General features: G+C 66.5%; 14 protein-coding genes and 1 pseudogene. 11 read left to right on the forward strand and 4 right to left on the reverse strand.

Annotation, left to right across the window (positions count from 1 at the left end; translation table 11 throughout):
• The first annotated feature begins 121 nt into the window (after window positions 1-121).
• From BcFMB_RS03330 to BcFMB_RS03375, 10 genes and pseudogenes are all read left to right on the forward strand, one after another.
• Window positions 122-1,942, forward strand: a complete 1,821-nt coding sequence (locus BcFMB_RS03330; protein WP_024541424.1) for a [protein-PII] uridylyltransferase family protein — start codon at window positions 122-124, stop codon at window positions 1,940-1,942.
• Between the two features lie 692 nt (window positions 1,943-2,634).
• On the forward strand, window positions 2,635-4,191 hold the full coding sequence (locus tag BcFMB_RS03335) for a hypothetical protein (protein WP_024541423.1): 1,557 nt from the start codon (window positions 2,635-2,637) through the stop codon (window positions 4,189-4,191).
• A gap of 145 nt (window positions 4,192-4,336) precedes the next feature.
• Window positions 4,337-5,713 carry a replicative DNA helicase gene (gene dnaB, locus BcFMB_RS03340; protein ID WP_024541422.1) on the forward strand — a complete coding sequence of 459 codons (1,377 nt, stop codon included), beginning with the start codon at window positions 4,337-4,339 and terminating at the stop codon, window positions 5,711-5,713.
• A gap of 1 nt (window position 5,714) precedes the next feature.
• Window positions 5,715-7,169 carry a Mur ligase family protein gene (locus tag BcFMB_RS03345; RefSeq protein WP_099721054.1) on the forward strand — a complete coding sequence of 485 codons (1,455 nt, stop codon included), beginning with the start codon at window positions 5,715-5,717 and terminating at the stop codon, window positions 7,167-7,169.
• Between the two features lie 11 nt (window positions 7,170-7,180).
• Entirely contained in the window at window positions 7,181-7,930 is a 750-nt protein-coding gene (locus BcFMB_RS03350) for a type 1 glutamine amidotransferase (protein ID WP_099721055.1), read from the forward strand.
• Window positions 7,931-8,001: 71 nt separating this feature from the next.
• Window positions 8,002-8,367 (forward strand): phasin family protein, encoded by a 366-nt coding sequence (locus BcFMB_RS03355; RefSeq protein ID WP_099721056.1) that lies wholly within the window; start codon window positions 8,002-8,004, stop codon window positions 8,365-8,367.
• Window positions 8,368-8,497: 130 nt separating this feature from the next.
• On the forward strand, window positions 8,498-10,477 hold the full coding sequence (locus BcFMB_RS03360; RefSeq protein ID WP_418215010.1) for an ABC1 kinase family protein: 1,980 nt from the start codon (window positions 8,498-8,500) through the stop codon (window positions 10,475-10,477).
• 92 nt (window positions 10,478-10,569) lie between these two features.
• On the forward strand, window positions 10,570-11,637 hold the full coding sequence (locus BcFMB_RS03365) for a glycerophosphodiester phosphodiesterase family protein (protein ID WP_099721058.1): 1,068 nt from the start codon (window positions 10,570-10,572) through the stop codon (window positions 11,635-11,637).
• Between the two features lie 155 nt (window positions 11,638-11,792).
• Window positions 11,793-11,930, forward strand: a complete 138-nt coding sequence (locus BcFMB_RS09810; RefSeq protein WP_099721059.1) for a helix-turn-helix domain-containing protein — start codon at window positions 11,793-11,795, stop codon at window positions 11,928-11,930.
• A gap of 27 nt (window positions 11,931-11,957) precedes the next feature.
• Window positions 11,958-13,067 (forward strand): annotated as a pseudogene (locus BcFMB_RS03375) (RNA-guided endonuclease InsQ/TnpB family protein); the annotation flags it as partial.
• 765 nt (window positions 13,068-13,832) lie between these two features.
• On the opposite strand, the gene BcFMB_RS03380 reads toward BcFMB_RS03375, so the two are convergent.
• The gene (locus BcFMB_RS03380) at window positions 13,833-14,771 is read right to left on the reverse strand and encodes an NAD-dependent epimerase/dehydratase family protein (protein WP_024541416.1); all 939 of its coding nucleotides are present in this window, start codon (window positions 14,769-14,771) and stop codon (window positions 13,833-13,835) included.
• A gap of 250 nt (window positions 14,772-15,021) precedes the next feature.
• On the opposite strand from BcFMB_RS03380, the gene upp reads away from it, so the two are divergent.
• The gene (upp, locus tag BcFMB_RS03385; protein ID WP_024541415.1) at window positions 15,022-15,663 is read left to right on the forward strand and encodes a uracil phosphoribosyltransferase; all 642 of its coding nucleotides are present in this window, start codon (window positions 15,022-15,024) and stop codon (window positions 15,661-15,663) included.
• 345 nt (window positions 15,664-16,008) lie between these two features.
• Here upp and BcFMB_RS03390 read toward each other — a convergent pair whose 3' ends face one another.
• The 3 genes from BcFMB_RS03390 to BcFMB_RS03400 all read right to left on the reverse strand — a co-directional run bounded on the left by BcFMB_RS03390 (window position 16,009) and on the right by BcFMB_RS03400 (window position 20,184).
• Window positions 16,009-16,764 carry a hypothetical protein gene (locus BcFMB_RS03390; protein ID WP_099721061.1) on the reverse strand — a complete coding sequence of 252 codons (756 nt, stop codon included), beginning with the start codon at window positions 16,762-16,764 and terminating at the stop codon, window positions 16,009-16,011.
• Entirely contained in the window at window positions 16,754-17,809 is a 1,056-nt protein-coding gene (locus BcFMB_RS03395) for an NUDIX hydrolase (RefSeq protein WP_418215002.1), read from the reverse strand. Before BcFMB_RS03395 ends, BcFMB_RS03390 begins: the two co-directional genes overlap by 11 nt.
• A gap of 137 nt (window positions 17,810-17,946) precedes the next feature.
• Complete coding sequence (locus tag BcFMB_RS03400; protein WP_024541669.1) at window positions 17,947-20,184, reverse strand: RNA degradosome polyphosphate kinase; 2,238 nt, start codon at window positions 20,182-20,184, stop codon at window positions 17,947-17,949.
• Between the last annotated feature and the right edge of the window lie 198 nt (window positions 20,185-20,382).

Consider the following 20,382-nt stretch of genomic DNA (forward strand, 5'->3'; position numbering starts at 1 on the left):
GAGACGGCCTCCGCTGCACGACGTGCACGGAGGCCGTCATTACATATACGTATACGCGGCGGCTGCGCAAGCCGAGACTGCACAGCGGAGACTCGCGCATCGCAGTCAGGAGGAACCGACGATGACGACGGCGGTCGACGATCTCAGACAACGTCTGCTCGCACTGAGCGAACCCGATATGGACGGCGTATTGCGCGACGGCGCGGCGAAACGCGCGGCGCGCACGGCGCTCACGATGGACGCGCTCGCGCGGCTGTGGGACGAGGCGTGCGCGGCCGTGCCCTTCGACGTGCCGCGCGACGGCATCGGGCTCGCGGCGGTCGGCTCGCTCGCGCGCGGCCAGCTCGGACCGAGCTCCGACCTCGATCTCGTGCTCATCCACGACGGCAGGGCATTGAGCGGCGCGCAGCTCAACGAATTCGCGAACAGGCTGTGGTATCCGCTGTGGGACGGCGGCATCGACCTCGACCATTCGGTGCGCACACGCGCGCAATGCGAATCGGTGACCGACGCCGACCTGCCGGCGGCAATGGGATGGCTCGACGTGCGGCCGGTCGCCGGCGACGCGGCGCTCGTCACCGCCGCCGCCGTCTCGATCCTCGAACGGTGGCGCAAGGCCGCGCGCAAACGGCTGCCGGAGCTGCTCGACTCGGCGAAGCGGCGCCTCGAGCGCTTCGGCCGCATGCCCTACGTCAACCAGCCCGACATCAAGGAGTCGCGCGGCGGCCTGCGCGACGTCGTATTGACGGCGGCGCTGTCCGCGTCGTGGCTCGCCGATCGTCCGCACGGCCGCTACGATGCCGCCGTCGAGCGGCTGCTCGACGTGCGCGACTGCATCCATCTGGCCGCGCACCGCGACACGAATCTGCTGCTCGCGCCGTATCAGGCGACGGTCGCGGCGATGCTCGGCCTCGCCGATCCGACATTGCCCGGCGACGAACGTGCGGCGACGTCGATCGACGACCTGCTCACCCTGCTCGCCCGCCTCGGCCGCACGATCGCATTCTCGCTCGACGCGACGGCCGCGCGCGCCGAACATACGCTCGTCCACGAGCAGCCGCGTTTCTCGTTCTTCCAGATCATGCATCCGCGCGCCGGCGGCAGGCGCGAGGCGCCGAAGTTCGACCTGCTCGCGCCCGGCGTCGCGCTGCACGAGCAGGAGGTCGTGCTCGCTCCCGGCGTCGACGCGTCGCAGGACGCCGATCTGCCGCTGCGCGTGGCCGCGGCCGCCGCCGGACGGGGGCTGCCGATCAACACGTCGACGCTTGCGAACCTCGCGACGTCGCCGATCCACTACGCCGACTGGGACGACGCGTCGCGCGCCGACTTCATCCGGCTGCTCGCGAGCGGCGAACGGCTGCTCGACGTCTGGGAGGAGCTCGACTTCGTCGACATCCCGAGCCGCTGGATGCCCGAATGGGCGGCGATCCGCAACCGGCCGAGCGCGTCGGCGGCGCATCGCTACACGATCGACCGTCATATGATCGCCGTGACGTCGCGGCTCGCGCGCGGCGGGTATGACGACGAGCATTACGCGGCGCTGCTGCTCGCCGGACTGCTGCACGACATCGGCAAGCGGCCGCGCGTCACCGACCATGCGCGCGAAGGCGAGCGGCATGCGCGCGCCGTGCTCGAGCGGATGGGCTTCGATGCGTCGATCGTGCGGATGGCTACGCTGCTTGTGCGCGAGCATCTGACGTTGTCCGAGTTCTCGACGTCGCGCAATCCCAACGATCCGCAGGTCGGCGAGGAGCTCGCCGCGCATGTCGGGCACGATCCGGTGCTGCTCGACATGCTGTTCGATCTGACGAAGGCGGACATGTCGTCGCTCGGCGCGACCGCCGGCGAGCAGATCTCCGGGCAGGTCGGCTGGAGCCGGTGGAGCGCGCAGCTCGTCACGGCGATGGCTGCGAACGCGCATGCGGCGATCGCCGGACGATGAAAGGACGATGATGCGACGCGGCGCGCGTTCGGCGGGCGCCGCGGACGATGATGCATGCGGGCGCCGGCGTGGGTGCTGCATAGAGATATGACCGGGATATGACCGGCGTCATATAGCACAATTCGGCGGCGTCCGCAAATCGGAGTGCCTCAGATTGGACTGTTTTCCGTGCTGTATCCCCAAGTTATCCACAGACTTATCCACCGGATGTGGATAACCCGGACGGTAATCCACCGCAATCCACATGGTTATCCCCAGAATGTGGATAAGTGGGGGTGCAGTGTGAAGAAGTTGTCCACAATTCCTCCCCGCGCATGTCGTTCCACCTTCCGCTGAACGTCGATGGCGACGGATAAAGGCGGCGAAAAGTACGAACGGCGTCGTTCCAAGGCTCGGACGATGTGGACGAATCACCAGATGGCGGACGGTCCGTCATGGGGAGATGGCGGACGGTCCGTCATGGGGATGACCGCGCGACGCCGATAGGGGGGGGGCTGGGACGGCGGACGGCGATGATGGCTGCGCTGCGGGCGCAACCGGTTATCCACATCGCCGCCAAATCGGTGGGACATGCGCGGACCATCCACATTTCCACAAAGTTTTGCCGGCAGCTGGCGCGAGGCGGCGGCAATACGGCACAGTGGCTGCAACACCGGTGCGGACCAACGAGATTCCACGGACAAGGAGGACGCATGTCCACAACAGCAGATCCGGGCGCCAACGGCGCGATGCTTGCACTCGATTCGCGAGGGTTCCTCGAGAAACTCGTCGAACTGCGCACACTGTTCGACGACCACATCGTCAACGCCGAACGCATCGTCGTCGATGAACAGGACACTCCGCAAGGCCATATGCTGAGCACGATCATGCCGCCGGCGCCGGAACGGCTGCTCGGTCTCGGCGAGGACCTCTTCGGCGCATCCTGCTGGCCGGTCGAACTGTGCGCGGCGGCCGAGATGGGCAGCAGCGTCTTCATCGACCACTGCAGGGCGTTCCTGACGCATTGCGAATACGTCGTGCGCCGCCACGGCCTCGGCTACTGGCTGTACGAGCGCATGGACAAGGCGCGCACAGCCTTCGCCGCCGACCGTCCGGCCGACGAACTGCCGCTATGCATCCGCGTGATCGACGACAAAAGCCTGGACAAACGCTTCGGCGGCCGCGACAAGCGCCGCTTCGGCACGAAACGGCAGCGCTGCGAGGACGGCTTCGAGTACTACCGCATGACGCGTTCGATGGCCGCTCGCAGCGTCATCCGCTGGGGCGAGCCGGGCATGCTCGCCGCGCGCGTCGCCTACACGTTGCTCACCGACGGCACCGTCGGCGGCGACCTGCTGCTGCAGGCCACGACGCCGGACCACCGCTTCCGCAACGAAGGGGAGCGCCGCGCGCACGAGGGGTCGCTCGAGATCCTCCACACGATCGACGGGCTGCGGCTGCAGGCCGACGCCGAATACGAGCAGGCGCTCGCCCGCGGCGACGTGCACGTCTCGATGCCGAGCCGTACGACCGACGACGATGACCTCATGTGCACGTCCTACCAGTACTTCTCCTACCATGTCGGCGTCGCCGAGGCGCTCGACCGCGCCCGCGCCGGCGAAGGCTGGAACGAGGAGGACATCGCGCACTACGTCAAGGCCAAGCCATGTGTCTCGGCGCTTGAACGGCGCATCGATCAGCGCTTCCTCTATGACGTGCAGCAGCTGCGGCAGGCCGTCGAGGCGCTGTGGGACGGCAAGCCGAAGCTCGTCGAGGAGCTCTTCGAATCGCCGCAGGCACGCGAGGAGGAGATGCGCAAGCCGCTGTGGCGCAACATGCTCTACCTCAATGACGTCGCCGGCTCGATCCTCGGCGCGATGATGCGCAACCAGCTGATGGGGGCGCTCGCGACGCACGACGACGACCTGCTGCAGGCGTCGTTCAGGAGCCTCGACTCGATCTGCACGATGGTGCGCGACATCGGCACGCTAGCGATGCCGATGCTGCTCATCGACGAGAACGAGATCGACTACAGCCGGGTGGACGACATGTCCTTGCAGGAGCGGACGCAGGTGTTGCGCCACTACTGCTCGATCCGCGACGCGGCCGTGGCCATATGGCTCGCGCGCATGCCGTGGAAGGATGAGCCGACATTGCGCGATGCGACTGTCGAACTGTTCGGCCCGTCGACGCTCGCCTTCTCGCGCACCGTATTGCCGCGACTCGAACGGGAGCTCAGGCTGCCCGGCACCGTCGACGAGGCCTGCTGAGGCCGGCGCATCCGGCGGCCGCGGGGACCCCGACCGGCCGCGACACTCCGTGCGGAGGCCCGACACGCGTGCGTGCGCGGCCCTCGCACGGCCTTCGCATGCGCAGGTCTTCTTTTTGCGTTCGCCTTTCATATAATCGACTGTTATGGCTGAAGGATTCGATAGGAACGACAAGAACGACATGGCGTTGTTCGACCGCGTGCCGCCACACGACGACGACGCCGAAATGGCGACGCTCGGCGGCATGCTGATGGCGAAGGACGCGATCGGCGAGGTGACGCAGACGCTCGAGGAGTCCGACTTCTATCAGCCGAAGCACCAGACGATCTACAAGGCGATCATCGACCTGTTCTCGGCCGGCGACCCGGCCGACGTCGTGACCGTCGCGAACCGGCTCGACGACGCCGGCGACCTTGAGAAGGTGGGCAGCGTCGACTACCTGCACGACCTCATCGGCTCGGTGCCGACGGCCGCGAACGCCGTGTACTACGCGACGATCGTGCACCAGCGCGCGATCCTGCGCAACGTCATCGCCGCCGGCACGAAGATCACGCAGCTCGGCTACAATGCCGAAGGCTCGCAGGCGCAGGAGGTCGTCAACCTCGCCCAGGCCGAGATCTACGAGATGAGCATGGGCAAGGTGCATCAGGACTACACGCCGATCGCCACGGCCGTCGAGGCGACGCTCAAGCAGATCGACCGCATACAGAAAGGCGAGATCGAATCCGGCATCCTCACCGGCTTCCGCGATATCGACTCGGTGACGAAGGGCCTGCAGCCCGGCCAGATGATCGTCGTCGCCGGACGTCCGGCGATGGGCAAGTCGACGCTCGGCGTCGACTTCGCGCGCGCCGCCGCGCTCCATCAGGGCCTGACGACCGTCATCTTCAGCCTCGAGATGAGCCAGATCGAACTGTCGCAGCGCATCATCTCGGCCGAGACGAACATCCCGCTCTCGGCGATGCGCAACGCCGACGACATCGACCCCGGCCGCTGGAACGTGCTCAACAACTTCTTCGTCAAGCTCAAGGACGCACCGCTGTACATCGACGACTCGCCGAACATGAGCCTGATGGAGATCCGCGCGAAATGCCGCCAGCTCAAGCAGAGCGACGACCTCAAACTCGTCGTCATCGACTATCTGCAGCTGATGAGCTCCGGCAAGCAGGTCGAAAGCCGCCAGCAGGAGGTCTCCGAGTTCTCGCGTGCGCTCAAGCTGCTCGCGAAGGAGCTCGAAGTGCCGGTCGTCGCCCTCTCGCAGCTCAACCGAGGTCCCGAGATGCGCAACGACAAGAAGCCGCAGCTGTCCGACCTGCGCGAATCCGGCTCGATCGAGCAGGACGCCGACGTCGTCTTCCTCGTGCACCGCCCCGACGCCTACGACAAGGAGGACCGTCCCGGCGAGGCCGACATCATCATGGCGAAGCACCGCAACGGACCGACGGCGACCTTCAACCTCGCGTTCCGCGGACAGTATTCGAAGTTCCAGGACATGCCCCAGGACTATCAGCAGGGAGTCTGAGATGGCGAACACGGCAACAGACAAGACGGCGGCCGGCCGCGGACCATGGTACGGCTTCGCGACGCCGCTGCTCGGCAAGACGGTGCGCTGGGCGTCGCGCGTCACCCGGCATGGCGGCAGCGCGTTCCCCGGCAAGGTCGTCGAGCGCGTCGACCCGACGTTCCTGCGGCGCACGCTCGCGCAGCTGCCGCTCGGCGTCATCCTCGTCTCCGGCACGAACGGCAAGACGACGACGACGCGCATGGTCGCGATGATGCTCGAATCGCTCGGACTGCGCGTCTTCACGAACCCGACCGGCTCCAACTTCACGCGCGGCGTCGTCTCCGCGCTGCTCAACGAGGTCACGATGGGCGGGCGCATCGACGCCGACATCGCCGTCCTCGAACTCGACGAGGCCTACGCCGTGCAGTTCGTCGCGCAGGTCAGGCCGCAGTACGCGCTGCTGCTCAACGTCATGCGCGACCAGCTCGACCGCTTTGGCGAGATCGACAACACGGCGCGGCTGCTCGGCCGCGTCGCCGAGGCGACGACGCGCGCTGTCGTCCTCAACCGCGAGGACCCGCGCATCGCCGCGCTCGCCGAACTCGCGCCGGTCGACACGCGCGCGTCATACTTCGGCCTGTCGCGCGCGTTGCGCCGCTACTTCCCGACCGACGACGACATGGCGACGACGGTCGCGCTCGCCGCCGCCGCGCCGGCGCCGCAGCAGACACCGGCCGCGCACGTCACGCCGGCCGACGTCATGCTCACGGCGGTCGGCGACCACCGCGCGCAGATGATCATCGACGGCCAGGAATACGAATCGGAGGTCAAGCTCGAAGGCGTCTACAACCTCTACAACGCGGCGGCCGCGCTCGCCGTCGTGCGCGCCGTGCAGCAGGACCTGCGCAGCCCCGACATGATCGGACGGGCCGCGTCGACGCTGCCGACCTCGCGCCGCGACGGATTCGTCATGCGCGCGCAGCACTTCGCCGGCGCCGGCACAGCGCAGCTGCTCGACGCGCTCGCGCAGGTGACGCCCGCCTTCGGACGCGGCGAGGTCATCGACGTGCACGGCTCGCCGACGGAGCTGCTGCTCGTCAAGAACCCGATGGGATTCCGTCTCGCGCTCGCGTCGTTCCCGCCGGACGACGCCGACACGATGATCTGCATCAACGACGAATACGCGGACGGCCGCGACATGAGCTGGCTGTGGGACGTCGACTTCACGAGCCTGAAGGCCGGCGGCGTCGCGGCCGTCTCCGGCGTGCGCGCGTGGGACATGGCGCTGCGCCTCGCCTACGACGAGGTCGGCGTCGACGACGTCGACACCGACCTCGGGCGGGCCGTCGCCGTCTTCGTGGCGCGCAACCCCGGCCGGCGCAAGCACATCTACTGCACGTACACGGCGATGCTCGCCGTGCGTGCGTATCTGGCGAAGATCGCCGACGTCGCCGACGCCGGCGTGGGCAAGTGAAGGAGCGACGCATGGGCAGAGCGATCGACATCGTCTCGCTGTATCCGAAGGACATGAACATCTACGGCGATTCCGGCAACGTGCTGACGATCGAACGCCGGCTCGCGCTCTACGGCTATGAGCCGCGTATCCACGCCGTCAACCAGCATGACCCGTGGCCCGGGCACGCCGACGTCATCCTCGGCGGCGGCGGTCAGGACACCGGCCAGAAGAAGATCATCGACGACCTCTACGCGCGCGCCGACACGTTGCGCGCGCTCGCCGAGGACGGCGTGCCGATGCTGATGATCTGCGGCCTGTACCAGCTGTTCGGCGACTACTTCGAAACGGTCGACGGCGCGCGGCTCGATGGCATCTCGATCATCGGCGCGCACACCGTCGGCCGCGACGTGCGCATGATCGGCAACCTCGTCGAGCACAGCGACGACTTCGGCGACGTCATCGGATACGAGAACCATTCCGGACAGACCTTCCTCGACGGCGGCGTGCGTCCGCTTGGCGCCGTCGACGGCGACGGCATGGGCAACAACGGCGAGGACCACACCGAAGGCGCGCGTGTGCACAACGTCATCGGCACCTACATGCACGGCTCGCTGTTGCCGAAGAACCCGGCGATCAGCGATTTCCTGATCCGTGCCGCCGTCGAACGCCGCTACGGCGCGTTCCGCCCCGAATCCACGCCGGCGGCGCGCGACGAGCTCGCGCGCATCGACCGCATCGCGCAGCGGGCGCGCGAGGCCGCGCAGCTACGCCCACGCTGAACGTCCGGCGCGGCGGAACGTGTAGAGTTGGCACTAACCGATACCAACACAGGTATGAGCAGGGAGGCATCATGACCGATTCGAACAACAACATCCCGGACTTCGGCGAAGGCCTGCGCAAGATCTTCCTCGCGGGCGTCGGCGCGATCGCCACGACCGCCGAAAAGGGCCAGGAGCTCGTCAACCGTCTCGTCGAGCGCGGCGAACTGACCGTCGAGCAGGGCAAGCAGCTCAACAGCGAGCTCGCGCACAAGGCCGGCGACAAGAAGGACTCGCTCAAGGAGCGTGCCGCGCAGGCCTCGCAGACGGTGCAGGACGCCGCCGCCGGACTGCGCAACCAGGCCGCTCAGGCCATCGACGACCTCAACGCGAAGGCCGACGCCTCCGAGGCGGATGACGCCGCCGACGAGAAGGCCGCCGCCGACTCGGATAAGTGAGTCCCCGGACCATCAACCCCAGGCGCGCCTTGGCGCGCCATGATGCAACGCGTCGCCTGAGGCCACGGACCGCAGGCGACGCTTCGGTATGCCTATGAACCAGCATTCAGACCAGACCGGCCCCGCGCCCATATCCGACGGCGGCGTGACGCCGGACGAACTGCGCCGCTTCGCGAAGCAGGAGCGCCGCGACCTGCGCGACGAGGCCCATGAGGCGCGCCACGAGGAGCACGAGCAGGCGCGCGCCGCACGCGAACGACGCCACGAGGCGCGCGTCGACACGTCGAAGATCGTCGACCTCGATGCGAAGCTGCAGGACCAGGAGGCGCACGACGACGGCCCTGCCGCGAAGCATCCGCGGCAGGAACGTCTCCTCGACGCCGAGGAGACGCAGGAGGCCGCGCACATCATCGAACTGCGCGACGGGCTGCCGAAGGCGTCGAAGGACCCCGAGACGATCGGGCTGTTCGGCGCGCACCGCCGCTCCTTCGCCGACCAGTACCATCTGACGCGCCGCAGCAAGCTCAAGCGGCTGCACCAGATCGGCAAGATCGCGATGCAGTTCGACGCGCTCAAGGGACTGACGCCGGTCAAGATGCGGCTGATGTTCGAGGCGCTCGGCCCGACCTTCGTCAAAGTCGGCCAGATCCTGTCGATGCGCTCCGAGATCCTGCCGCAGTCGTTCTGCGACGAACTGTCGAAGCTGCGCGCCGACGCCGACCCGATGCCGTATTCGATCGTGCTCGAAACGCTTGAATCCGAATACCACCGCCCGCTGAACGAGGTGTTCCGTACGATCGACCCGACGCCGCTCGGCTCGGCGTCGCTCGCGCAGGTGCACCGCGCCACGTTGCTCACCGGCGAGGATGTCGCCGTCAAGGTGCAGCGTCCCGGCGTGCGCGTGACGATGGCCGAGGATGTCTCGATCATGCGTTCGCTCGCGCGCGGCGCGACGAAGATCATGCACAACGCGCAGGTCGTCGACTTCCGGGGCGTCGTCGAGGAACTGTGGGACACCTTCGACGAGGAGACGAACTTCCTCAACGAGGCGCGCAACCTGAGCGCCTTCAAACGCTTCTGCGACGACTTCGCGTACATGGACTGCCCGACGCCGTACGTCGACCTGTGCACCGAGCACGTGCTCGTCATGGAATACATCGAGGGCATCCCGATCGCGCACACGCGCGAACTGATCGCCGACGGCTACTCGCTCAAGGAGATCGGCACGAAGCTCGTCGACAACTACGCGTGCCAGATCCTCGACGCCGGCTTCTTCCACGCCGACCCGCATCCGGGCAACATCGAGATCCGCGGCGGCAAGATCGTGCTGCTCGACCTCGGTATGACCGGACGGCTCAACGCGTCGACGCGCGCCGCGCTCAAGCAGATGCTCTTCGCCGTCGCCAAACAGGATTCGGCGCAGCTCGCCGACGCGCTGCTGCGCTTCGCCGGCACCGAGGCCGGCCATGCCGACTATCCGTCGCTGCTCGCCGACCTTGACGGCATCATCGAGGAATTCGGCACCGTCAACCTGCAGGACCTCGACCTCGCGCAGTTCCTCACGTCGCTCACGCAGATGGCGCGCCGCCACGGCATCGAGATCCCCAGCTCGATCACGACGGTCGGCCGCGCGCTCGTGACGCTCGAAGGGCTGCTCGACAAGTTCATCCCCGACGTCAACATGATCGAGATCATCTCCGAGCACATCGAGCATTCGAAGACGAAGACGCAGGCGCTCAAGGACGAGGCGGGCAAGCTCGCGCTCGAAGGCCACGCGGCGCTGCACGGCGCACTCAAATCGATGAGCGAAGCGAACGTCGCGCTCCACATGCTCACGCGCGGCGAACTGCGGACGAACTTCGAGCTCGTCGGCTCCGAGGAGCCGCTGCAGCAGCTGTCGGACATGGTCAACAGGCTCACGATGGCGCTCATCGTCGTCGGCCTGTTCATCGGATCGTCGATCGTCTACTACGCCGGCATGAAGCCGATCATCTTCGGCATCCCGCTCGTCGGCTTCCTCGGATACGTCGTCGCATTCGTATTGTCGTGTTGGATCGTCATCGACATCTATCTCAAGGGACACGAACGGCGGCACAGGAAACACAAGTAGGACGATGCGCGCGGCGGCCGTTCGCTGACAGCGCGCATGGCGCCGCCGCGGCGTGCACTAGGCTCGGAACAAGGAACGAACAAGGAGCAATCATGGCAAAGACGTTGAGGAACATCGTCATCGGCGCGGCGCTCACCGCTGGCGCCGCAGTGTGGACGACGGCGCCGCGCAGCTTCGGCAACCGCAGGAAGAACTATGTGTCGTCGCTGCCGGAGGTCATGTACGCGCACCGCGGTCTGCACGACGCCGGTTCGGGGCTGAGTCAGCAGTACGCGGGGGAGAGCGGCGAATACGTGGCGCTCGCGCGGCGCATGGCGATGCAGGCCGGCTACGGCACGCCGAACGAGGTCGGCCCGATCGCGCCGGAGAACTCGCTCGCGGCCTTCGCAGCGGCCGCCGAGGCCGGCTACGGCATCGAACTCGACGTGCAGCTCACGCTCGACAACAAAGTCGTCGTCGCGCACGACCCCGATCTGCTGCGCGTCGCCGGCGACCCGCGCCGCATAGCCGACCTCACCTACGACGAGCTGATGAGGATCGCGCTGTTCCCGACGGCCGCGCCGGGCGCCGAGACGTCGCCGCTGCTGCCGGGTGCGACCGCCGAGGATCCGGCGATCGTCAGGACGCCGGACGAGGCGCCGAAGGGCTACTACCAGCATGTGCCGCTGCTCGCCGACGTGCTGCGCGTCGTCGACGGACGCGTGCCGATCATCGTCGAATTCAAATTCGAGAACGTGCGCGACTGGGGCAGCCGCGACGACACGCTGATGCAGAAGGCCGCCGATCTGCTCGACGCATACAAGGGCGTCTATGCGGTGGAGTCGTTCAACCCGGCGGCGATGCACTGGTACAAGGAGAACCATCCGAACACGTCACGCGGACAGCTCGCCGAGGATGCGCCGTTCGGCGGCGCCGACCCGGTCGTGTGGGCGGCCGGCAAGCTCGCGTTCAACTGGATGAGCCGTCCCGACTTCATCGCCTACGACCACCGCAACGGCAACAGCAAGGCGCTCGCGTTCGCGCGGCGCATGGGCGCGCAGGCGGTCGCATGGACGGTGCGCAGTGAGCAGGAGCTCAACGCATGCCTGCCGTACTTCGACCGCTTCATCTTCGAAGCCTTCGTGCCGGGCGAGACCCCGGCGAGCGCGCTGCGGCTGTAAGCCGCGTCGCGGTGGTTGGGGGTGTGTGCGCGGCGCACGCCGCGCACACACCATTGATGATTTATCAGATTGCGCCGTAAAACCCCTGCCTTCAGGCATGGGGATATAAGGCGCACAGGATGAGCTTTAGAAATGATTGTGGTATAATTCTAAATATGAGCATCAGCGAGCAGGAGCGGGCGTACAGGTTCCGCTTCTATCCGACACCGGAGCAGGAGGGGCTGCTCCAGCGCACCATCGGCTGCTCGCGGCTCGTGCGCAACAAGGCGCTCGACTATCGCACGAAAGCGTGAACGCAAGAGCATCGGCGGGTCTCCTATCTCGACACGAGCAAGCTGCTCACCGGTTGGAAGAAAGACCCGGAGCTGGCGTTCCTCAAAGAAGTGTCCTCGGTCGCCCTTCAGCAGTCGTTGCGCCACCTCGAGACAGGGTTCGTCAACTTCTACAACAAGAGGGCCGGGTACCCCAAGTTCCATTCCAAGAAGAACGGCGGAAGCGCATCGTTCATGGGCACCGCCTTCCGGTGGGACGGGAAGAGCCTGAGACTGGCGAAGATGAGCGAGCCGCTCCATGTCGTGTGGAGCCGCACCCTGCCACGCAAGGCCCGCCCCAGCTCGGTGACCGTGACCCTCGACCCTGCGGGCCGATGGTTCGTGTCCATCCTCATGCGAGAAACCATCCCATGCCTGCCCGCATGCGACAAGACGGTGGGGATAGACCTCGGCGTCAAGGACTTCGCCATCCTCTCGGATGGCACCAAGATTCCAAACCAGCATTTCGCCGAAAGGAACCAGAAGCGCCTCAAACGGGCGCAGAAGGCCCTTTCCCGCAAACAGCCGGGCAGCCGGAACCGTCGCAAGGCGGCACTCCGTGTGGCCCGCATCAACGCGCAGACAAGAGACCGGCGGCGCGACTTCCTCCACAAGCTCTCGACCAGAATCATCCGCGAAAACCAAACGATCGTTCTGGAAGACCTGAGCGTGCGGGGAATCTCCCGTCGCGTCAGGGCCGTGGAAGCCCCTGACACCGGCCGCTATCTGTGCAACGGGCAGGCCCGCAAGCGCGGCCTCAATCGGTCGATTCTCGACCAAGGTTGGCGCGAACTGCGAGGCATGCTCGAGTACAAGGCCCGATGGTATGGGCGGGATGTGGTCGTCATCGACCGGTTCTACCCGTCCACGCAGCTTTGCTCTGCTTGCGGAGCGAAGACCGGGCCGAGGACGCTCGACGTCAGACGGTGGACGTGCCCCGAGTGCGGGATGCGCCATGACCGTGACGTGAACGCCGCACGCAATATTCTCGCCGCCGGGCTGGCGGTCAGAGCCTGTGGAGACAGCAGGACGCGGAAGACAGCCGAGCAGCTGGCTTCCGTGAGGCTGTCAGGGAAGCAGGAAACCCGTCCCGTGAGGAACGGAATCCTCCGGCTTTAGCCGAGGGGAGGAATGAAGTATCATGCCCGGAATATATCTATGCGAAAACCATGATAATACAGCGGTGATTGAGGTTGATCAGCCTCATGTGGTCAGAAGGATTGTGGTGCAAGGCGTGCCGGTGCCGACTTTGGGTGGGGTGGCGGTAGATGGGCTGCCGCAGCAGTACATCACGGCCGAATCACGGTGCGGCGCCTGATGCGTATGTCTGATGTGCCGCGGTTCATGGTCGGAATCGGCCATGAACCGCCGTTTTCGGCTTGGATGAGGCCGGAGATCGGCGATCGGCTTGCGTCTGCGGAGGACTCGGCGACGCGCCGGAGGCGAAACCGGCGAAACCATGTACAATGGAACCCGCGTCGGGCCGTGCATAGCCCCGGGCTCCATTTTTTGCCGCTGCGAGCGGCCTTTGCGCCGACATGGCGCTTTCGCGGTCCGGCGCATTCTCTTTTCACCTGTTTTCCTGACGCCAGGCTCATTGCCCTGTCCGGTCGCATTGCGCCGCGGCGGCGTGACGGAGCTTCCGGATGGTTCCCGACGGTGTTCCATGCCGTTCGAACGTGCCTCGCCGACGCCATCTGCGTTGAGGGGGAGCATCTTATGCGAAACGGCTAGGTATGAGGTTCGACGAGACGCGCAACGGCGCGGCTTTCGGCAGGACATACTTGGCGTATCCGTGAAAGAGGCCCTCCCTCAACGCGGATACGGTGTTCGGTCCCGGAAATCAGCGCGCTGAGAGGCGCCGAGCCGGAGGGACGCGCTCGGTCAGTGCGCCGGCTGCAGCTCCTGGGCGATCGGCGCCAGATGCAGGTCGATATACTGCGTGTACGGATGCGTGTTCACCTGATCGATGTGGGCACGGTACCAGTCGTAGGACTCGCGCAGCCCCTCGTCCAACGGCGTGACGTCGGGCATGAGCTCCTGCTGGGCGTGCACGTCGAGGCTGTATTCGTAATCGTGGAACGGGAAGAAATTGCGCTGCTCCACATCGTCGACGCTCGCATAGGTCGGCGTCTTGCCGACGGCGGCGTAGCACAGGCCGACCCATTCGCGCACGCTGACGCTGTCCGGGTTGCCGACGTTGAACACATGCTGCGCGGGCTGCTCGTCGATGATTCGCTCGAGGAAACGGCACAGGTCGCGGACATGGAAGAACTGCAGACGCATATCGCCGTCGTGCGGCAGATAGAAGCGGCGGTCCTCGCGCGCGCAGTCGAAGACGAAGGCCTCGCGGTACAGGTTGTTCATCGGCCCGTACAGATACGGCGGACGGATGATGTAGGCGCCGTCCACGCACTGCAGCAGCGCGCGTTCGGCCTCGATCTTGCCGGTGCCATAGTCGCCCCAGAACGTGTTGCGGCCGAGCCGCACGCCTTCGGCGAAGGGCTGCAGATTCGTCTCGGGATAGACGGCGCTCGAACTGATCATGATCGTCGATCCGACGTGCGCATGTTCGAGCGCATGCGCGAGGTCGAGCACGTCGCGCGCGTCGTAGGCGGTCACATCGATGACGGCATCGAAACGCTCGCCGTCGAACTGATGGTCCAGCTCGTGCCGGTCGGCGACGACCGTGCGCACGCCGGCGATCGGCGGGAGCGAACCCCGGTTGAGCACGGTGACGTCGTCCCCCATCTCCACGAAATATCTGGCGATGAAACGGCTCACGAAAATCGTCCCACCCGTGACGAGGATGCTGCGTGCCATACCTCGGCCCCTCCCTCCATGCTGTAGTTGTTCCGTGAGCGCCGCGTCACACCCACACGCGGGACACACGTTGCTACAGTATAGCGGCCGCGGGAAGGCAGAATGGCGGCGTATCCGCCTGCTGAGACGGGTGGCTGCGGCGTCGGTGCGGCGGCCGCATGGATACTCTGTGAGCATAATACGGGGGAGACGTACGGATGGGCGGCGTGGTGCGGCCGCGCGAAGGCGGTCGGGGACTATGCTGGAAGGTATGGAATTGCATGTACTGAATCATCCGCTCGTCGAGCACAAACTCACTGTGCTGCGCGACAAGAACACCCCCTCCTCCACGTTCCGTGAACTCGTCTCTGAACTCGTCTCGCTCGAGGCGTACGAGGCGACGCGCAACCTCGCCGTCGTGGACAAGCCGATCGAGACGCCGGTCGCGCCGATGGTCGGCAAGGCGCTCGCCAAGCCACGCCCGATCATCGTGCCGGTGCTGCGTGCGGGACTCGGCATGCTCGACGGCATGACGCGCATGCTGCCGAGCGCCGAAGTCGGCTTCCTCGGCATGAAGCGCGACGAAGAGCATCCGACGCAGCAGATCACCTACGCGAACCGTCTGCCCGACGACCTGTCGGGGCGTCAGTGCTTCCTCATCGACCCGATGCTCGCGACCGGCGGCACGCTTGTCGCCGCGACGCATTATCTCGCCGAGAAGGGCGCGAAGGACGTGACGGCGATCTGCATCATCGCGGCGCCGGAAGGCATCAAGTTCGTCGAGGACAACATCGATCCGAGCATCGACTTCCGCGTCGTCGTCTGCGGCGTCGATGAAGGTCTCAACGACCGTAGCTACATCGTGCCGGGCCTCGGTGACGCCGGCGACCGCCTCTATGGCGTCGTCGACTGATCGGCCGGCCGGATTCGAATCCGGCCGGTGAGCGCACCGGACACGGCGGACGGCTGAGTGCGGTGCGCCGGAATGCGTGCAGGCGGGCGTTCCCTATGCGGGAGCGCCCGCCTGCTTGTCTACGCGAGGCGACCGCGGCTGCCTGCGGGTGGGTTTGTCGGCGGGCTCGACGGATCGGGACGGAAATCGGCCCTTTTGCGGGTGGGTTCGTCGGGCTGGTCGATGGGTCGGGACGGAGCGTCCGTTTTTATCGGGATGCTCGACGGATCGGGACGGAAATCGGCCCTTTCGCGGGTGGGTTCGTCGGGCTGGTCGACGAACCCACCCGCGAAAGGGCCGGCGCGGCTACTCCAGGCGGCTGCGGCGCCACAGGTGGGCGCCGGTGCGCAGGTCGTCGGCGGTCGTATGCAGGTTCGCGGCCGTGTGCAGCAGCTGCGCGGCCTTCGTGTGCGCGGCGCGGATGTCCTCGGTCGTACCGACGGCGGACCTGTCCGGATCGGCCATCGCCTTCGCATGCGCGTTGAGCCGCTGCGCCTGCATGCGCAGACCGGCGACGACGACTTCGACGAAGGTCGCGGCGCGGTCGAGCGCGACGGCGAAGTTGCCGCGGAACGCGCCGGCGAGGATCGAGTCGGCGGTGCGCGCGATGTCCTCCTCGGTCGGCGCGGCGTCGACGCCGGCGATCGCCGATGCCGACGTGACAATCGGCTCGCCGAGTCGCCACAGCCGTGCGATCGCATCGCGGCGCCTGCGCATCCATGTGCGCAGCAGATACAGCCGCCACAGCACGCCCGGCAGCGAATCGGGCTCCGCATGGCTCCACAGTTCGGCGATGACGTCGACGCCCTCATGGTCGACGAGCGTGAGCACGCGCTCGACGACCTGCGGATCGTCGGTTCTGTGCACATGGCTGAGCAGCGCCCATGCCGTCGCGTGGCTGACCGCACTCAGCTGTTCGGGGTCGACGCCGCCGGCGATGTTCTCGGCGAGCGCCTGGTCGAGCTGGCCGGGCCGTGCGGGACGCGGCGAGCCGGTATGCGTGAAGGCGGAACGGCTCGCGATAATCGAACCGGAGCCGCTGCGATGCACGTTAGTAGACAATCGGGGCCACTTTCTGTATGTCGATGATGCGCAGGCCGTCGTCGGACGGCACGAGGAACATGGCGAGCGCGCTGCCGGTGGGCATGTACGGGGTCTTCGCGATGAGCTTCTTCGTCAGCGACTTGCTGGCGCACATCGGTCGCAGATGGTCGAACATGCCGCCGATGACCGGCCGATGCATGCAGATCGCCGTCGTCTGGCCGCCGTGCACGGTCCGTTCGAGCTGCGCGAGGAACGCCTTCCATGCGCCGTGCTCGTTGCGTGCGAACGCGTCCTCGGTCAGCTCGGGGATGGACTCGACCGGCAGGCCCGTCTGCCACGACAGCATCTGCATCGTCTGCTGGCAGCGCATCCACGGCGACGACATGAGCCGCGCCGGCGCATAGCAGGCGAGTTCGCGGTCGAGCGCGTACGCGGCCGCCGCGCCGAGCGGCGTGATCGGCCGCGCCGCGTCGGTGCCCTTCCACTGCTTGCGCGCCTCGGCCTTCGCGTGACGTACGAGCAGCACGACGCGCGCGGCGTCGGCGTGCTCCTCGAGGCGGTCGACGAACAGCGCAAGGATGTCCTTGTCGGTCGAATGCGTCAGCGTCTTGCGCGCCTCGGGGACGGTCAGCCAGACGACATCGTTGATCTCGCCGACGTCCGCGCGGTGCACGGGGCCGAAGGCGGGCGCCATCTGATGCGCGAGCGGACGGTCGATGACGGTGGCCATCCAGTACAGCACATGTTTGCGCTGTCCGCTGTCCGAACCGTTGCGCTTGTTGCGCGACTTGCGTCCCTCCGCGGAGAGCGGATAGTCGACTTCGCCCAAGTACGGGCCGAGCGCGACGACCTGCCCGGTCTCCTCGCCGATTTCACGCACTGCCGCATGCCGATGCGATTCGTTGTTCTCGAGTTTGCCTTTCGGCCAGCTCCAGTCGTCGTATTTCGGACGGTGCACGAGGCAGACCTCGATCGGGCCGTCCGGCGCGCCGCCGCGACGGCGCCAGAGGACGCCGCCGGCCGCTTCGACCACATGCTTGCATTTGCTACTCATGCGTCCCATTGTAGGAGGGGCGCGCGGTTTCACGGCCTGCGTGACATGGCGTCCGCGGTGGCGGATGCGTGCGGATACGGCGGGGGCCGGCGCACGCTGCGTGCGTGCGCCGGCCCCGTTCAAGGTCGCGGCGGTTGCGTCCGCGATCAGTTGTGCGCGCTTGGGCGACGCTGATGCTTGCGGATCAGGTATTCCTGGCTGTCGACGAGCGGACGGCCGTCGGCGTCCTTCGAGTGGCGCACGTAGGTGCCGTCGGGCTGCATGTGCCAGCTTGACGTCGAATCGGCCATCTGCAGATCGATGTACTTGATGAGTTCGTCGATCTGCTCGGGCACGGTGATGCGCACGAGCGCCTCGACGCGGCGGTCGAGGTTGCGGTGCATCAGGTCGGCGGAGCCGATCCACACCTCCGGGCCGGAGATCGGGCCTTCGCCGATCTGCGGCCCGTCGGAGTTCGCGAACGCGTAGATGCGGCTGTGCTCGAGGAAGCGGCCGAGGATCGAACGCACACGGATGTTCTCGCTCAGTCCGGGCACGCCCGGCTTGAGCGAGCAGATGCCGCGTTCGACGATGTCGATCTTCACGCCCGCCTGGCTGGCGCGGTAGAGCGCGTCGATCGTCTTCTCGTCGACGATCGAGTTCACCTTGATCTTGATCCACGCCTCCTTGCCTGCGCGTGCAGCGTCCTCCTCGCGGCGGATGCGCTGGATGAGGCCGGAGCGTACGGTGCGCGGCGCGACGAGCAGACGGTGGAAGCTTGACTTCGGCGCGTAGCCGCTCAGCTGGTTGAACAGACGCGTCATGTCCTGGCCGACGACCGGGTCGCAGGTGAGCAGGCCGAGGTCGGTGTACTGGCGCGCCGTCTTCGGGTTGTAGTTGCCGGTGCCCACATGGCAGTAGCGCTTGAGGCCGTCCGCCTCCTGACGCACGACGAGCGACAGCTTGCAGTGCGTCTTCAATCCGACGATGCCGTAGACGACGTGCACGCCGGCGCGTTCGAGCTTGCGCGCCCATGCGATGTTCGCGTCCTCGTCGAAGCGCGCCTTGAGCTCGACGAGCGCGAGCACCTGCTTGCCGGCATGCGCGGCGTCGATGAGCGCGTCGATGATCGGCGAGTTGCTCGACGTGCGGTACAGCGTCTGCTTGATCGCGAGGACCTTCGGATCGGCGGCGGCCTGCGCGAGGAAGGCCTGCACCGACGTCGAGAACGAATCGTACGGGTGGTGCAGCAGGATGTCGCCTTCGCGGATCGCGGCGAAGATGTCCTGCGCGCGGCTCGATTCGACCTGCGCGATCTGGCGGTTCGTCGTCGGCACGAAGGGGCGGAACTTCAGGTCCGGACGGTCGATGCCGCCGAGCTCGAAGAGCACCGTCGCGTCGAGCGGCGCGGGCAGGCGGTACACCTCCTCCGGCGTGACGCCCATCTGGTCGGCGAGCAGCTGCGAGAGGAACGGGGAGGTCTCGTCGGAGATCTCGAGGCGGATCGGCGGTCCGAAACGACGGCGCAGCAGTTCCTTCTCGATCGCGTTGAGCAGGTTCTCGGCGTCGTCCTCCTCGACTTCGATGTCCTCGTTGCGCGTCACGCGGAACGAACGCGCCTCCTTGATGATCATGCCCGGGAACAGCGTCTCGAGATGCGCGATGATCAGGTTCTCCATCGTGATGAAGCCGTAGCGCACCTCATCGGAATCGTCCTCGGTCATGTCGTCGACCGGGACGAGCCGGTTGATGTTGTCCGGAATCTTGACGCGCGCGAAGTGCGACTTGCCGGAGGCCGGGTTCTCGACGATGATCGCCAGATTGAGCGAGTTGCCGGAGATGTACGGGAACGGGTGCGCCGGGTCGACGGCGAGCGGCGTGAGCACCGGGAAGACCTGCTGGCGGAAGTAGCGCGACAGGCGCTCCTGCTCGCTGATCGTGAGCTTGTCCCAGCCCAGCAGCTTGATGTTCTCCTTCGCCAGGTCAGGCAGGATGTGGTCCACGACGTAGTGGGCGTGCTCGTCCTGCAGCTTGTGCGCCTGCTCGGAGATCGCGCGCATCTGCTGGCGCGGGCTCAGTCCGGAGGGGCTCGTCACGGCGATGCCGGTGTCGATGCGGCGCTTGAGGCCGGCGACGCGGACCATGAAGAACTCGTCGAGGTTGTTCGCGAAAATCGCCGCGAAGGTCGCGCGCTCGATGATCGGGATGTCCTCGTCCTGGGCGAGCTCGAGCACGCGCTTGTTGAACTTGAGCCAGCTGAGCTCGCGGTCGAAGAAGCGGTCCGGCGGCAACGGTTGCTCGCCGCTGAGCGTCTCGCGTTTGTCGGTCTTGTCCGTCTCTGCGATATGTTCGGCGATCTGGCTGCGCAGAATCGCCTTCGAAGGTGCGTCAAAAATCTGTGCCATGCTCACTACTCTAGGGGGTGATGGCCGAGAAATCACTGGGAACGGCGAAAAATTCCGTTATTTGTCGCACAAACTTTACCTGGGACGCGGCTTGGAGGGGCGATGGGGAGGGCGGCGGCGTGAATGGCCGGGTCGTCGCCGGATGTGCGCGGTGCACGACGTGGGGCATCGGCGTCCGACGGCGACACGGTCACGACA

The sequence above is a fragment of the Bifidobacterium choerinum genome, assembly GCF_002761235.1.
Lineage (GTDB): Bacteria > Actinomycetota > Actinomycetes > Actinomycetales > Bifidobacteriaceae > Bifidobacterium > Bifidobacterium choerinum.